The 16288-nt window shown below is 45.1% G+C and carries 12 protein-coding genes; 7 read left to right on the top strand and 5 right to left on the bottom strand.

Annotation, left to right across the window (positions count from 1 at the left end):
* Positions 1–88 precede the first annotated feature (88 nt).
* Both L1D50_RS13845 and L1D50_RS13840 read right to left on the bottom strand, forming a co-directional pair.
* Entirely contained in the window at positions 89–814 is a 726-nt protein-coding gene (locus L1D50_RS13845; protein ID WP_128727542.1) for a transporter substrate-binding domain-containing protein, read from the bottom strand.
* Between the two features lie 19 nt (positions 815–833).
* The gene (locus L1D50_RS13840; protein ID WP_138523442.1) at positions 834–1553 is read right to left on the bottom strand and encodes a transporter substrate-binding domain-containing protein; all 720 of its coding nucleotides are present in this window, start codon (positions 1551–1553) and stop codon (positions 834–836) included.
* A 267-nt stretch (positions 1554–1820) separates the two neighbouring features.
* On the opposite strand from L1D50_RS13840, the gene L1D50_RS13835 reads away from it, so the two are divergent.
* The 7 genes from L1D50_RS13835 (at position 1821) to L1D50_RS13805 (ending at position 9831) form a co-directional block, all read left to right on the top strand.
* On the top strand, positions 1821–2495 hold the full coding sequence (locus L1D50_RS13835) for a GntR family transcriptional regulator (RefSeq protein ID WP_193554574.1): 675 nt from the start codon (positions 1821–1823) through the stop codon (positions 2493–2495).
* Positions 2496–2509: 14 nt separating this feature from the next.
* The gene (prpB, locus tag L1D50_RS13830; RefSeq protein WP_239966237.1) at positions 2510–3388 is read left to right on the top strand and encodes a methylisocitrate lyase; all 879 of its coding nucleotides are present in this window, start codon (positions 2510–2512) and stop codon (positions 3386–3388) included.
* A 78-nt stretch (positions 3389–3466) separates the two neighbouring features.
* Entirely contained in the window at positions 3467–4588 is a 1122-nt protein-coding gene (prpC, locus tag L1D50_RS13825; protein ID WP_128727538.1) for a 2-methylcitrate synthase, read from the top strand.
* A gap of 74 nt (positions 4589–4662) precedes the next feature.
* Positions 4663–7257 (top strand): Fe/S-dependent 2-methylisocitrate dehydratase AcnD, encoded by a 2595-nt coding sequence (gene acnD, locus L1D50_RS13820; RefSeq protein ID WP_138523438.1) that lies wholly within the window; start codon positions 4663–4665, stop codon positions 7255–7257.
* A gap of 2 nt (positions 7258–7259) precedes the next feature.
* Positions 7260–8435 (top strand): 2-methylaconitate cis-trans isomerase PrpF, encoded by a 1176-nt coding sequence (gene prpF, locus L1D50_RS13815; RefSeq protein ID WP_138523436.1) that lies wholly within the window; start codon positions 7260–7262, stop codon positions 8433–8435.
* A 158-nt stretch (positions 8436–8593) separates the two neighbouring features.
* The gene (locus tag L1D50_RS13810; RefSeq protein WP_128727551.1) at positions 8594–9190 is read left to right on the top strand and encodes a LysE family transporter; all 597 of its coding nucleotides are present in this window, start codon (positions 8594–8596) and stop codon (positions 9188–9190) included.
* 293 nt (positions 9191–9483) lie between these two features.
* Complete coding sequence (locus tag L1D50_RS13805; protein WP_128727535.1) at positions 9484–9831, top strand: 2OG-Fe(II) oxygenase; 348 nt, start codon at positions 9484–9486, stop codon at positions 9829–9831.
* Between the two features lie 5 nt (positions 9832–9836).
* Here the strand turns inward: L1D50_RS13805 and L1D50_RS13800 are convergent, their stop codons facing one another.
* The 3 genes from L1D50_RS13800 to L1D50_RS13790 all read right to left on the bottom strand — a co-directional run bounded on the left by L1D50_RS13800 (position 9837) and on the right by L1D50_RS13790 (position 16212).
* The gene (locus L1D50_RS13800; protein ID WP_128727534.1) at positions 9837–11438 is read right to left on the bottom strand and encodes a HAMP domain-containing sensor histidine kinase; all 1602 of its coding nucleotides are present in this window, start codon (positions 11436–11438) and stop codon (positions 9837–9839) included.
* 108 nt (positions 11439–11546) lie between these two features.
* Entirely contained in the window at positions 11547–12560 is a 1014-nt protein-coding gene (adhP, locus tag L1D50_RS13795) for an alcohol dehydrogenase AdhP (RefSeq protein ID WP_128727533.1), read from the bottom strand.
* Between the two features lie 145 nt (positions 12561–12705).
* Positions 12706–16212, bottom strand: a complete 3507-nt coding sequence (locus L1D50_RS13790; RefSeq protein WP_138523434.1) for a S8 family serine peptidase — start codon at positions 16210–16212, stop codon at positions 12706–12708.
* Between the last annotated feature and the right edge of the window lie 76 nt (positions 16213–16288).

The raw sequence follows: 16288 nt of genomic DNA, 5'->3' as shown, positions 1-16288 counted from the left end.
GATTAGAGAATTAATTCAATTGGTATAAGTACTACCCATACAAACCAAGATACATGGGAGAATTTTGAATTAAAGCAATTGTTATTAGCTAGAGCTCCAGTACCTTACGATAAGTTTCTGTTTTACTTACTTTCGCAAACGCAATACGTAATCGTTCGACAATGTCGGCTGGTAACTGGTTGTTCGTTGCAAGGTAACCTTTTACCGAGAGTGCTTCCACATCGTATAAAAAGGTAAAGTGGTCGGCAGGGAGGTTAAGCTCTATGGCCATGGTTTTGATATAACGTGGGTCATCAATCACTAAATCAACGCGATTTGCAACGAGTAACTCATATGACTTTTCGATGTCGCTGGTTTGAACAAAGTTAAACCCAAGTGTTTTAAGTGTGCCTTCGGCGATATCACCACGCTGAACTGCTATTTTGTATTGTTTGGCATCCTCAAGTGATTGAATTTTTATGTCCTCACGATAGCGATTGGTAACAAACCCCAAATGAAACACGGCAACAGGGCCAATCCAATGAAAGCTGTCTTCTCTCGCAGGGGTCTTTGCGATGCTATAAATCAAGGTATATTTGTCATGCTGTGCTAATTTAAAAGCTCGAGCCCAAGGGTAAATTGAAAACTGTCCCTCGAGTTCAGCCGCTTTTAAAATCGCTTTGACCAGATCGGTACTTGAGCCTGCAACTTGATGGTTTTCTATGGTTTGATTGGGTGGAGAAAGTTCCGTAACAACCTGTAATTTTGCCTGTAATGGCAACGGGCTAATCAGCAATATAAACAGTAGTAGACGTCCAACAACAGCATTCGTCATTACTAAACAACTCCACACGTTAATGCGTTAATCTATATTTAGCATAGATGGATTTTATTTTTCCGTCATTAACCATTCGTCGCAAAGCGATATTTATTTCCGTTTGTAACTCAGTTAGATGAGGCTGCAAGCGCATATGTACGGGTAATCGGCTTATTTCATAGCAAGACTGAAATTTGCGATACTTTGGTTGTTGTGAAATATAGTAGTCTGCTGTCACCGAACCAATCATGATGTAGTCTAAACGATCATGTTCAAGCTGTGCGAGCAGTTCTTTCTCAGATACATTTTCATAAACTACTATTTTGTCTTCGCCTAAGTGCGCTTCAAAATTATCGTAACGATATCCTCTTACTTTGCCGACCAATGCGCCGTAAAACTGCTCAGGCTTATGCTTGCCCACACAGCGAGATTGATATCCAAGCAACACTTCTGTTGAGAAGGCATAGTCGATGCTGTAAATCCCTGGGACGTCTGCTTCGGCCCGCCACGCTTTGTTGATCCCAGGTTCAATATCTATTTTTCCTTGGTCGAAATAGCGCTGTCCTCTGGCGACAGAGAGCGGCATAAACTCAAATTGGTGTGAAGTCAGTTTTGCCAATTCTTGAAAAATGTCGACAAAAATACCTTTGGGCTTTCCCTGCTCTTCAAAATAGTAAGGAGGGTTAGCACCGTGATAGACCAATACGGTATAGGTGTTCGCCTGCGCTAAACCGCTTATTAGCAACAGAGTAAGCATTACTATTTGAAAACACCGCATCGCAATCTTCAGGCTAAAGTAAAGGTATCTTCATAATATGCATGATTTTTAAGCGATGCAATTAATCCTTTCCTGATACCGTAACGAGACAAATACATGAGGCTGATTATTTGCCACAAGCTATAAATATGGTGAATACTGCTTATATTGAAAATTGTCGACAATTTACGGTCTGGCTGGTTGACGTGCGCGTCAACCAGCACTATATTGTCTACAACTTAAATTACTAAGACTGGCTAACTAATGATGAGCTTTTTTGACGAGCAAGCGGTTACTTCTTCTGATAAAGCATTCTTTCGTATGCGTAAGGAAATTGTAGAAGGGGAAATAGCGGCAGGTTCTAAGCTCAGCGAAATGGAATTGTCGACAAAGTATGAGGTCAGCAGAGCGGTTGTTCGCGAGGCAATTAATCGCTTGGAGTCATGTCACTTAGTTGAACGTAAAGCCAATGTAGGGGCGCGGGTTGTTACTCTCACACCGGAAGGGTTAATGGAGCTTTATCAGATCCGTGAAGCACTAGAAGGGATGGCGGCAAGGCTTGCAGCACAAAACATGACTGACAGTGAAATTCAAGACTTAGAAGGTTTGTTGTCGAGTCAATTCGACGAAGTCAAAAATCAACATTCTTATTATCAAGAAGCGGGTGATCTCGATTTTCATTACCGCATTATTCTTGGCAGTAAAAATGCGAGCCTTATCTCAATGCTAGTCAATGGACTGTACCACTTGGTACGTATGTATCGCGTGCAGTTAGGGATGGCCGGCCCCCGCGTCACTACGGCATTTGACGAGCATAAACATATCGTCCGTGCGATCAGTAATCGCGACCCAGAACTGGCAGAAATACTGATGCGTCGACATATTCAATATTCTAAAAATAATATCGCAACCAAGTTAGCAAGCAATCAATCACACTTTTAAGAGAGAGCACCATCATGAGCGCAGGAAAAAAATTTCGTGAAGCATTAAAAGCCAATAAACCGCTTCAAATCGTAGGCACTATCAACGCATATAGCGCGATGATGGCAAAGAAAATCGGCCATCAAGCTATCTATCTTTCTGGTGGTGGCGTCGCTAATGCATCTTATGGTTTACCTGACTTAGGAATGACATCTCTAAATGATGTAATTGCAGATGTAAGTCGCATTACCTCGGCTTGTGATCTACCTTTAATGGTCGACATTGATACTGGATGGGGCGGCGCATTTAACATTGCAAAAACCATCCGAGATATGGAAAAAGCAGGTGCAGCTGCGGTACATATGGAAGATCAAGTAGCGCAAAAGCGTTGTGGTCACCGTCCAAATAAAGAAATCGTGTCAACAGAAGAAATGGTTGACCGTATTAAAGCAGCAATCGATGCGCGCACCGACCCTGACTTTTTCATTATGGCAAGAACAGATTCGTTCGCACAAGAAGGACTAGAAGCGGCGATTGAGCGTGCGAAAGCCTATGCTGCGGCGGGCGCTGATGGAATTTTTGCAGAAGCGGTACAAACTGAAGAACACTATCGTGCATTTAGCGAAGCACTTGATGTGCCCATCCTCGCGAATATCACTGAGTTTGGTAAAACAGAACTTTGGAACAAAGCTGAGCTGGGTGAGTGGGGCGTAGACATGGTGCTTTACCCATTGAGTGCGTTCAGAGCGATGAACAAAGCGGCGGAGCTGGTATATCAATCTATCTTAGAAAACGGTGATCAGAAAGCGGTACTCGATACCATGCAAACTCGTATGGATTTGTATGATTACCTTGGCTATCACGATTATGAGCAAAAGCTCGATGCATTATTCGCCGAAGGTAAAAATAAGTAAAAAATTAAAGCTGTTGAGGGTTGCTCAGCAGCACAAAATATCAATACCCAGCAGGTAAAAAATTCAGGAGACAATAATATGGCTAAAGTACTAAGTGGCGCGGGCCTTCGTGGTCAAGTGGCAGGAAAAACAGCACTCTCAACGGTAGGTAAGTCGGGCTCAGGTTTGACTTATCGCGGCTACGATGTAAAGGATCTAGCTGAAAATTGTCAGTTTGAAGAGGTGGCTCACCTTATCCTTAAAGGTAACTTACCAAATCAAGCTGAACTAGACGCTTATAAAAGCGAGCTAAAAGCAATGCGCGGTTTACCTCAGGCGTTAAAAGAAGTATTAGAACGTATTCCTGCTGATGCACACCCAATGGACGTATTACGTACGGGTTGTTCAATGCTTGGCAACCTTGAAGGTGAAGCAAGCTTTGATGAACAAGGTAAAGTAACCGATCGTATGTTAGCAAGCTTCCCAAGCATTATTTGTTATTGGTATCGCTTTAGCCATGATGGCGTTCGTATTGATGTGGAGACGGATGACGATTCAATCGGTGCACATTTCTTACACTTATTGCATGGTGAAAAACCAAGTGAGCTACATGAGCGTGTGATGCATGTATCACTTATCCTTTATGCAGAGCATGAGTTTAACGCATCAACCTTTACAGCGCGTGTTTGTGCGTCAACGCTTTCTGATATGCATTCTTGTATTACTGGTGCGATTGGTTCTCTACGTGGCCCACTTCATGGTGGTGCAAACGAAGCAGCAATGGAAATGATTGAGCGCTTTGAATCTGCGGATCACGCAGAGCAAGAAATGATGGGCATGCTTGAGCGTAAAGAAAAGATCATGGGCTTTGGTCACGCTATCTATTCAGAGTCGGACCCTCGTAACGAAATCATCAAACGCTGGTCTGAAAAGCTAGCAGCAGATGTGGGTGACACAGTACTTTACCCTGTATCTGTACGCTGTGAAGAAGTTATGTGGCGCGAGAAAAAACTATTCTGTAATGCCGATTTCTTCCATGCATCAGCCTATAACTTCATGAAGATCCCGACTAAATTGTTTACCCCAATCTTCGTTATGTCACGCTTAACAGGTTGGGCTGCACACGTTATGGAGCAGCGCGCAGATAACCGTATCATTCGTCCATCGGCGGAATACACCGGCGAGGAGCTACGCCCAGTTCCTGCCATTTCTGAGCGTTAATCGAACACTGTTCGAATCTATTCTGGCGGTCGCCATGGCCGCCTGTTCTCCGTCACCGATTGTTGGAAGTTGTTATGAATACTCAATTCCGTAAACGTTTACCTGATTCTGAGCTTTACTATTACGATACAAAAGAAGCGGTAGAAGCTATCAAACCTGGTAGCTACGAGACTTTACCTTATACCTCACGCGTCCTTGCTGAAAACTTAGTACGCCGCGCTGAGCCTGAAAAACTCAATGATTACCTTGAACAGATCATCGAGCGTCGTCGCGATTTGGACTTCCCGTGGTTTCCTGCTCGCGTGGTTTGCCATGATATTTTGGGTCAAACTGCGCTAGTCGACCTTGCGGGTTTACGTGATGCTATCGCTGAAAAAGGTGGCGATCCGGCTAAAGTCAATCCAGTCGTACCGACTCAACTGATTGTCGATCACAGCTTGGCTGTAGAGCACGCCGGTTATGAAGAAGATGCATTTGAGAAAAACCGCGCGATTGAAGACCGTCGAAATGACGACCGTTTTCACTTTATCAACTGGACCAAAACGGCATTTAAAAACGTTGATGTGATCCCGCCAGGCAACGGTATTTTGCACCAAATCAATTTGGAAAAAATGTCGCCAGTTATTCAAGCGCGCGACGGTGTTGCCTTCCCAGATACGCTTGTTGGCACCGACAGCCACACGCCACACGTAGATGCACTTGGCGTTATTGCCGTTGGTGTGGGTGGCCTTGAAGCAGAAAGCGTAATGCTTGGCCGTGCGTCTTACATGCGACTACCGGATATTGTTGGGGTTGAAATCATTGGCAAACGCCAACCAGGGATCACCGCAACAGATATCGTACTGGCGATCACTGAGTTTTTACGTAAAGAGCGCGTCGTTTCTAGCTACTTAGAATTCTTTGGTGAAGGTACGCAAGACCTAAATTTAGGTGACCGTGCGACAATTTCAAACATGACACCAGAGTATGGCGCAACCGCGGCCATGTTCTACATCGATGAGCAAACCATTGATTATTTGAAGCTCACAGGCCGTGATGACGAGCAAATAAAGCTGGTGGAGAAATACGCTAAGCTGACAGGACTTTGGGCTGATTCTTTACAAAACGTACAGTACGAGCGTGTACTTAAGTTCGATTTGTCGACGGTGACGCGTAATATTGCAGGCCCTTCAAATCCGCATCGCCGCGTTGCAACTAACGATCTTGCCAATCAAGGTATCGTCAAAGAGATTGAAGCGCCACAAGATGGTTTGATGCCAGATGGTGCGGTGATCATCGCTGCTATCACCAGCTGTACGAATACCAGTAATCCACGCAATGTAGTTGCCGCAGGCTTACTGGCACGTAATGCCAATAAATTAGGACTTGCCCGCAAACCTTGGGTGAAAACGTCTTTTGCACCGGGGTCAAAAGCAGTACGTTCTTATATGGAAGAGGCAAAGCTCCTACCTGAACTTGAGCAGCTCGGTTTTGGTGTCGTTGCTTTTGCTTGTACGACTTGTAATGGCATGAGTGGCGCACTTGATCCGAAAATTCAACAAGAAGTGATTGACCGCGATTTATACTCAACGGCAGTGTTATCGGGTAACCGTAATTTTGACGGTCGAATTCACCCTTATGCAAAACAAGCCTTTTTAGCGTCACCGCCACTAGTTGTAGCTTATGCAATTGCAGGCACCGTGCGTTTTGATATTGAAAATGGTGTACTTGGTCGCGACCAAGAAGGTAATCCGGTCACACTTAAAGATATCTGGCCAAGCGATGAAGAAATCGATGCGGTGATCAAAGAGAGCGTAAAACCAGAGCAGTTCCGCGCCGTTTATGAGCCAATGTTTGACCTCACGGTAGACTATGGTGAAGACAACGACCCACTTTATCAGTGGCGTCCAACGAGTACTTATATTCGTCGCCCTCCATATTGGGAAGGGGCACTCGCGAGCGAGCGTACCATGAAAGGCATGCGTCCATTAGCGATTTTAGGCGACAACATCACGACGGATCATTTATCGCCATCGAATGCGATTTTGGCAAGTAGTGCGGCGGGTGAATATCTGGCCAAGATGGGTTTACCAGAGGAAGATTTCAACTCATACGCCACACACCGAGGTGATCACTTAACGGCGCAGCGTGCGACATTTGCTAACCCTAAACTGTTAAACGAAATGGTGGTGGAAAACGGTGAAGTGGTACAAGGGTCACTGGCGCGTGTTGAGCCTGAAGGCAAAGTCACCAGAATGTGGGAAGCCATCGAAACCTACATGGAGCGTAAGCAACCGCTGATCATCGTTGCTGGCGCAGATTACGGTCAAGGTTCGTCTCGTGACTGGGCTGCAAAAGGTGTGCGTTTGGCTGGAGTTGAAGTTATCGCAGCAGAAGGCTTTGAGCGTATTCACCGCACTAACTTAATCGGTATGGGTGTACTACCGCTTGAGTTTAAAGCGGGCACTACCCGTAAAACGCTTGAACTCGATGGTACAGAAACCTATGATGTTGAGGGTGAACCAGCACCAGGTGCTACTTTAACTCTTGTGATTAATCGTCAAAGTGGTGAGCGTGTAGAGGTGCCTGTGACTTGTCGATTAGATACCTTTGAAGAAGTATCTATTTACTCTGCAGGTGGCGTGTTACAACGCTTTGCTCAAGACTTCCTCGAAGCGGAAGGCGTATAACCATGAATCAATTTAAGCCACAAATTAAAATTCCCGCCACTTATATGCGTGGCGGCACCTCTAAAGGGGTGTTCTTTAATTTAACCGATTTACCCGAGTACGCGCAGCAACCGGGTGAAGCGCGAGATAACTTGCTGTTACGTGTGATTGGCAGCCCAGATCCTTATGGTAAACATACCGATGGCATGGGCGGTGCAACTTCCAGTACCAGCAAAACCGTGATTTTAAGTAAAAGCGACAAAGCCGACCATGACGTGAATTATCTTTTTGGTCAGGTTTCTATCGACAAACCATTTATTGATTGGAGCGGAAACTGTGGCAATTTAACGGCTGCGGTGGGGTCATTTGCAATCAGCAACGGCTTAGTCGACGCGAATAAAGTGCCAGAGAACGGTGTTGCTGTCGTTAAAATCTGGCAGGCGAATATTAGCAAAACCATAGTGGCGCATGTTCCTATCAGCAATGGAGAAGTGCAAGAGACGGGCGACTTTGAACTGGATGGCGTAACTTTCCCAGCAGCAGAAGTGGTGGTTGAGTTTATGGATCCAAGCGACCCAGACGTTGATATGTTTCCGTCGGGCAACCTCGTCGATACGTTAACTGTGCCTGATGAAGGCACTTTTGAAGTGACCATGATAAGTGCCGGGATCCCAACGCTTTTCTTCCGTGCTTCCGATTTAGGTTATGAAGGTACAGAGTTACAAGAAGCGATTAATGGAGACTCCGCTGCACTAGAGCGATTTGAAAAGATCCGTGCTTATGGCGCAGTTAAAATGGGTTTAATAGGTCATATTGACGAAGCGAAAGTTCGCCAACATACCCCAAAGATTGCTTTTGTTGCACCAGCTAAATCTTATGCAGCATCGAGCGGTAAAGCGGTGGAAGCCAATACCATCGACTTAAACGTTCGTGCCTTATCTATGGGTAAACTGCACCATGCGATGATGGGCACAGCCGCTGTGGCGATAGCAACCGCGGCGGCAATTCCTGGCACCCTAGTTAACGAAGCCGCTGGTGGCGGTGATCTTAACTCCGTAACCTTTGGACATCCGTCAGGCACCTTAAAGGTTGGCGCGCAAGCACTAAAAGAGTCTGGCCGTTGGCAAGCTAAAAAAGCCGTTATGAGCCGCAGCGCTCGCGTGCTAATGGAAGGCTTTGTTCGCGTCCCAGAGGCGTAACGCCCACTAAATTAAAGGCTCTGTTCCCAAGAGCCTTATTCTCAATATAAGAAAACTCCCGAGTTATTGCTTGGTCGTGAAGGTGTGCCAGTCGCCTGGCTACGTCTGTGGTATCTATCAAGCGAACTCGTAATATAAAAAATCATAAGGATAAGATGATGTTTGAAGCTTTACTTTCTGTGGCAATCACAACCGCGGTGTTACTTGGCTCCCCCGGACCCGCGCCACTTGCACTTGCGGCAGCTGGCGCCAGCCAAGGTGTGAAAAAAGGTTTCCCGTTCTTAGCTGGTATTTTGGCGGGATTGTTAGTAGCAGTGATCTGTGCGGCTACGGGAGTGGCTGGATTGCTGGTAAGTCAGCCTCAGGTGACGCTTGTGCTAAAGTGGCTTGCAGCGGCCTACTTAATTTATGTCGCCTATAAAATTGCAGCAAACAACTCGGCGCTTGGTAATACTGGCGCACAGTTACCTAGCTTTAAAGATGGGTTTATTCTTAACCTCCTTAACCCCAAAGCCTACGCGGCTTGCATCGCTATTTTTGCGACTGCTTCGGTGCCTGCAGGCTCAAATCTAGTTGCTACGTTACTTGCCGCTAGCGTGTGCTACGTGGTGGCGATAGTGGTCGACACAATGTGGCTGGCATTAGGAGGTGTGATTTTTAAAACACTGAATGATGAAACCATACTCAAGCGGATCCGAATGGGTTTTGCGCTGGTTTTAGTGGTGCTTGTTCTTTACGGTTTATTTGTCGTTTGAGGTTGATGGGGAGTCACAGTCATAGCTTTTAAGCTTGAATAGGTGTAACAATCTGAGTCACGCATTAGTCACTCAGAAGGGCCAATTATCGTCCCACCTGGTGAAAACAATGCCTCTATGAGTGATATTCGTGTTGAATTTTCGGACTCGGCGCTTGCTTTGAGAACGTTAACAGCGGGTGCTTTAACCTTGCGGTGTAGTCTATTTCTCAGGAAGAGTGGCAGTGCGTTGTTCCTTTGTATTCTATATAAAAAGCATTGCCGCAATAATAATGAAGCTTAAAGTGTGTATTTATGGAAAGTAAACCAAAGTATTTTCGCTGGCAACTTGGCAGGCAACAGTCGGGTTATCAAAAAATGTTACTAGCAACCGCGATGTGGCCAGTTAAGTTTGATATGTATTTACTGAAGTTTCCGACCGGATGCGAAGTACCACTGCATACCGATAAAGTCGTTTCAGGGAAACATTTCAGGCTAAATATAGTTTTAAAGCGGGCGAAGTCAGGAGGTGAATTTAAGTGTAAAGCGCCGCTTTATAGCAGCAGTCGCATCAAACTTTTTAGACCCGATAAATCAGAGCATTCTGTTTCAAAAGTAGAAGCGGGTACTCGAGTGTTGTTAAGTATCGGCTGGGTTCGTTAGCGCGACTAGCTCGGCAACTTGATAATAATGCATGTTCCGGAATTAGACTCTGTCTCACATTCAATTGCACCATTAAAATACTGAGTGACAATAGCGAGCGCAACACTTAGCCCTAAGCCCAAGCCTTTTTGTGTGCGATTACCGACGACAAAGGGATCAAATATTGTATCTTTGATTTCATGTGGAATACCTCCGCCGTTGTCGGTGACTTTAATCGTATATCCAAGCTTTGAGGCCTGAGCCGATATAATCACGCACGGGCTTTGTACTGAGTTATCAGTAAAGGCGTGGTAAAATACGTTTTCAATCACAGGTTGGAAAACCTGCTGTAACAACCTTTCAGGCGCGGTGATAGCAAGTGCCTCAGGTATGTCTAGGGTGATATCAATGTGTGGGTGTTGATTGGCAAGCTCACTCACACATCGTGTGATAAGTGGCTGTAAGTAAACAGGCTTTACCTCTCCTTCAAATCCAGTATTGGTGATTATTTTGAGCTTGTCGATAATACCAGTTATTCGCTCTGTACTATTGACGACGAGCTTGGCACAACTCTCGATATTTTCTATCGAATGTAATAAAGCAGACTTGGCGATTTCATTTTTATTGACCCTTTGTCTTACCCCTTCAACAAGCAAGAGCTGGTTACTTGAAGCTGTCATAGCGACGCCAATCGGTGTGTTAATCTCATGGGCAAGCCCCGGGATCAATCGCACCAGCGTTGCTGACTTTTCAGCGTTTATCAGGCGTTTTTGAGTCTCGCTGAGTTCACTAATCGCGTTATTAAGTGCTTTGTTTTTTTCGATTAACTCTTCAGTTTGGCTTTTTACCTCTGTATTTAGATAATCAATAATACTTTTACGGATGGCCGAACGAGAGTTGTACAACGCGATGAGACTAAGCAATAGCAAGATAAAACAAACAAACGCAGCGCCATAATAAGACTTTACCTTTTTATTGCTGCTTGCAAGGAGTGAGCTGAAATCCTGTTCTCTGCGTTCTAAAAAAGCATTGATATGGGTCATTATTTGTACTTTACTTTGTAGGTAAGCCTCGCTGTACAAAACCTTGAGGGCCTGCTGATTTTTCCCTGCAGCTACGAGTTCAAAGGCTTCACGCTCAAGTAACACGAGTGCTTCACTTTTATCCTCTGCACTTCGCAACATAGTTAATTCATCCGTAGAAACTCCGTTTTCTAATAATAATGTCAGCAGCGCTTTTGGTGCTTCTTTTTCAAATGGTGCTTGACCTTCTTTGACCAGCAACATATCCCAATAGACGCGGTGCAAATGCTTAGGGCGGGGGGAAGTGCCGCTACGGATCGTTAAGATCTCATCGAAAAATTGTTTAAACTTAGAGTTGCCTGTGGCGGCATAAGCCCGAGCCATCATGGTGAGTTGATCTGAGCTGAGTCTTAACTCTTGGGATAATCGAACAAGATTAAAATTTCTTTCTATTTCTTGCTCTTGCGCTTCTTTATTGATGAATGCCAAAAATGTGAACACTACAGAAAGAAAAAACAGCAGCATGGAGAGCGCTGATATATGGTAGAAGTACTTAAAGCTAAACGACTGACTTGGGTGGAGTATGTTGCTTTGACTAGCTGCCATGTATTCAACGATTTTGGACTCGAATACGTAAAGTATAGTTAACCAGAGCTCAGAATAACAACTTGTTCTCTAGCCGTTGTTATTCCAAGTTTTGGCTGTTTGATAGGCTTAGTCGAAGGTAAGTACGACTCTGCCGTTAATATCACTATTGAGCATATCGTCAAATACATGATTTATTTGCTCAAGTGGTTTGGTTTCAATAATGGCCTTTACCTTGCCCTCAGCGGCAAACTGCAAGCATTCAGCGAGATCTTGGCGGGTACCAACGATGCTGCCAACCACACTAATACCTTTAAGCACAGTATCAAAAATGGGAATAGGCATTTCTTCTGGTGGTAAACCAACGAGTACGCATGTACCGCCTCGCTTCACGCTGTTAAATGATGTGGTAAATGCAGGCTTCGAGACCGCAGTACAAACTACGGCTTGGACGCCCCCTAGTTTATTTTGCATCCACTCCGCGGGATCGCTGTGTTTGAAGTCGATACATAAATCGGCACCAAGATCTTTTGCCAGTGCTAATTTTGATTCGCCAGTGTCAACCGCAACCACATTCAGCCCCATCGCTTTGGCGTATTGAACTGCTAAGTGGCCAAGGCCACCGACTCCAATAATGGCGACCCAATCACCAGGTTTCGCTTTTGATACTTTGAGTGCTTTGTAGGTGGTGACGCCCGCGCAGAACAGAGGTGCTGCATCGACAAATGATAAGCCTTCAGGGATTTTTACCACATAGTTGGCATCGGCTTTACAGTACTGTGCGTAACCACCATCGACGGAATAGCCGCTATTTAACTGCTCCGGACATAAGTTTTCGTCGCCTTTGAGGCAGTGTTCACAATGACCACAGGCGCTATGTAGCCAAGGTACACCGACTCTATCACCAACGGCTAGGTGTTTAACATCGTCAGCTTTTTCGATAATTGTACCCACACCTTCGTGACCAGGCACAAGTGGTAATTTAGGCTTAACTGGCCAATCGCCATGGCAGGCGTGTAAGTCAGTGTGACAAACACCACAGGCGGCTATTTCAACGATGACCGACCCGTGAGTAAGTTGCGGTTTCTCAATTTCTTGAATTTCTAACGGTTGTTTAAATTGGTGCACTAACGCTGCTTTCATCTCTTTGCTCCTTGATTGAGTTGATAGTAGCTTAGCAGCTATAACTAGGAACAATTTGATCCGAAACAACGAATAAGGTGAGAGTAAACAAAAATGGCGAGCATAATGCCCGCCATTTGATTACTTGATTACAAAGAGTAGTGGGTTATTTTCTTCTACGTAGCAACGCCAGTGGTGCCGCTAGTAGTAACCAAAATAGTGAACCACTTGAAGAGTTTGATGGTGCCGGTGTCGGCGTTGGATCTGGAGTCGGCTGTTCTGACTCTTCATCCATTAAGTTTGTTACCTCGACCATAATTTTCGTAGGTTCAGATACATTACCACCGGTATCAGTCGCCACAACCTCAAGCTCAACGCTTTCTAGTCCTGAATCAAAGTCTAGTTGCTCGCTATTGGCGACAATGACCTCTCCCGATGAATTAACTGTGATTGCTGATGAAGAAGAAGCAATAACAATAAACTCGGAAACCGGGTTTGCAAAGTCAGATGCGTATTCAACCTCTAGCTGTCCAATAACAGTGTCTACCGCAGTATTTTCCTCGACAGAGAATGCCTGATCTGCGGTAATGATTGGTGCTTTCTTAGACTCTTCTGATGGAGAGACAACAACAGGCACCGCTCCATTACTTGATAGCATCATGAAGTCATGGTCGGAGAAAGTTAAGTTTGCTGATTCGCCAGGAGCTAGCTCTGTTACCTCATTACCAGCATCATCAACTAACATCGCTAAGCCTTCCGCTTCAGTTGTAGCTGCTTCCATCGCTGGTGCTTTTATCATAAAGCTATTTGCGAAAGCTTCATCTAATGAGTTAGAAGGGATTGGTGTCCAGGTTTCCTCTTCTGTGCGGAAACGAATTTTCGCTTCAACTCCAGTCGCGACTTGCTCGGCCGTAAGACCAAATGCGCCGGCACAACTGCTCATAGTGACGAAATTATTACCTGATGCAAAATGAATATTCGTAATTGAACCGCTTGCTGAGCCATACGGGTGAGTGAATGTAATAGCACTACCAGACAAGAAGTTGCCAAACCACTCTCGTTTACCGTTTTGAACTGTTACATCATAATTACCATCTGGAGAAGTTTCGCCTTTTGCTGGTAAATCAAAGTCGGCCATAAAGCCGCCCTGATAAGTGTGAATTATAGGCTGATTAGTAATCATAGTAGTAAACAGCATATAACCACTCTCACAGACACTTGCAGGAACTGAAAGCGTTTCCACTGATGCACCAATTATATCCAAGCGTTCACTATCGCCAGCTTCATCTTTAGCAACAGTTGGAGCAAAAAACGGCTCTAATGTAGCGGCACCAGTATTGGTTAATACGTGTCTAGCGCCCTTATCATCAACTACAGGCATGACTTGTGCGTTAGCGGCAGCCTTAGGTAGTACATGATAAACCAAGTGCAGCGCTTTTTCGTCGCCAGACATGAAGTTCAATGCGCCATCAAGCTCTAATGTTGTAAGGTCGTGTGTAGCATCCAAGAATGCCATGTTAGCAGAGTTTAATGTCCACTCAGGCAGTTTAGAAGGATCTATGGTTGCCGTAACTTCAAACGAAATGGTTTGTCCTGCTGGAATCGTTATCGACTCAGGATAAGTCATACTAAGCGCGCCGCGCTCAGCATCATCGGCAAAACGCTGCTCATAAGCTAGAGTATAGGTCTGCTCTTGATTCGAGAAGTTTTTAACGACTACCTTTTTGGTGATAGATGAGGTTTCTGATAGTGAAACCAAGCCAAATGACAGCGCCGCTTGCATCGTATCTTCAGCCCAAGCTGCAACAGGCAGGTTCGCTGCTTTTTCTACATCTACAAGTCCAGAGCCTATATAACTGATTGGTGCAAGCGCTGCATTTGGGTTTTGCGAACGAGGTTCAACGGTTACATCTAAGTTTGCGGAATTCATTAATGTCGCTTTTAACTCAAAGCCATTGCGGTTAGGCAATGCCTCCTTAAGCATACTCATGGCACCGGCTGTAATAGGGCCTGAGAATGATGTGCCGCTTGCCGGTGTGAGTCCATCACCAAGACCTGGGTGTGCAGTCATAATGCTAACGCCCGGGGCTGTGATTTCTGGTTTTAAGCGACCACTAATTGAAGGTCCGCGAGAGGTAAATGATGCAATCATGCCTTCTTTAAGGATGACTGTGGCGCTTACATTATAGGCAACATTGTTTCCCGCCAATAGTTGTTCTTTTAGTGCCTTACCTTGACTGTAGCTTAAACCAATTGTTGGTATTTCAATGCCAGGAGCACTTCCGCCAGGCTCGGTTGGGCCACCACCCTCGACATTGTTGATTATCATCACTAGTTTAGCGCCTTTCGCTTGGGCATTTAGCACTTTCTGAGTGAAATTACAGGCTCCTCGGTCAACAAGGACTGCTTTGCCTGTAAAATCCACATCGTCTGCAAAAGGATCACAAGCAACAGAGGTTGCCTCTCCTTTGTCGTTTTTTTCTGTTTCTACGAACGCCAGTGGTGTGGTTGTGCTGTCGAACTCAAACTCATCAAAGCCTTCTGGGTTGAAGCTTGCCGCACCTGCTTCAATTGTTTCTCCCATTAATGTTGCTAAAATCTGTTGACCTTTAATGACAGAGTGTTCCATTGCACCTACTGATAGTGCATTGTCAGTTGTACTTGGACCACCAACGATAAATGGTGTTGGGCCATCATTACCCGCTGAAATAACAACGTTAGTGCCAAGCATAACCGCTTTATCAATCAGTTCTTGAACGGCACCTGCGCGGTTATCACCAAAGTCTCCGCCTAGTGACATGTTTACGACGTCGACGCGGTCAGAAATATCGCCATCGCCATTTGGATCCATTGCAGACTCTAATGCTAGAAGCTGCGCTAAACCCGGGCAGCTATCATTATCACAAACTGAATAAACAAATAACTCTACATTTGGTGCGATCCCCGTTACTGAATGAGAAACGTGTGTACCATGGTTAGTGCCAGCATCAATCGGATCGGGATCGTTATTGATGAAGTCATATCCACCCAGAACTGAGCCTTGTGGCCAAGCGGGTGTATCGGCTGGATTACTTGCTGCAGCCTCATAAGCAGCGGCTGTACCTGCGCCACCAAAAGCTTTGTGTGTGTAGTCAATACCGGTATCAAGTACTGCAACACGAACGCCCTCGCCTGTCGCTTCCCCTGAAGCTACTAAAGGAGTTGCTTTTATGTAGTCTGCACTATCAGCTACGGTCAGTTTGTAATCATATACTGGTAATACAGAATCGACTTGCGGATTTGCAAGAAGTTTGTGAACTTCAGATTCTTCGCCATTAACAACAATAGCATTTGAGAGTTTGGATGTTTTGGCGACAACCTGCAGCGATTGACTTACTGAAGCAATTGCAGCTTCAACGCTTTGCTGAGACTGCTGAATACTTGATATCGCATTTTGAGCGGCAACGCCAGCCAAGTTTTGTTCTGCAATTGAAGGTGTATTTAATTTTACTAACCATGTAACGACGTTTTGAGTAGATTTCCTTGTCTGTTTGTTTCTTAAATCGGGATGTTGGCTTTGTAAAGAAGGTTTGTTTTCAAAGTTATATTGATCGTACGTAGCAGCGGTAACTGTAGAAGACGATAAAGCAGTCAATACAGCGATGGTGAGTGCTGACTTGTTTAGAGTTGACATCGGATTTCCCCATCAGACTTGTTATGGTTTTAATTGTTTTATTTACATCCTATTTCAGGAGTTGAACAAATATTAT

This window comes from Pseudoalteromonas sp. Isolate6 (genome assembly GCF_022398435.1).
Classification (GTDB): domain Bacteria; phylum Pseudomonadota; class Gammaproteobacteria; order Enterobacterales; family Alteromonadaceae; genus Pseudoalteromonas; species Pseudoalteromonas galatheae.
Note: the sequence above shows the minus strand (reverse complement) of the source record. Positions and strands in the feature narration are given on the sequence as shown.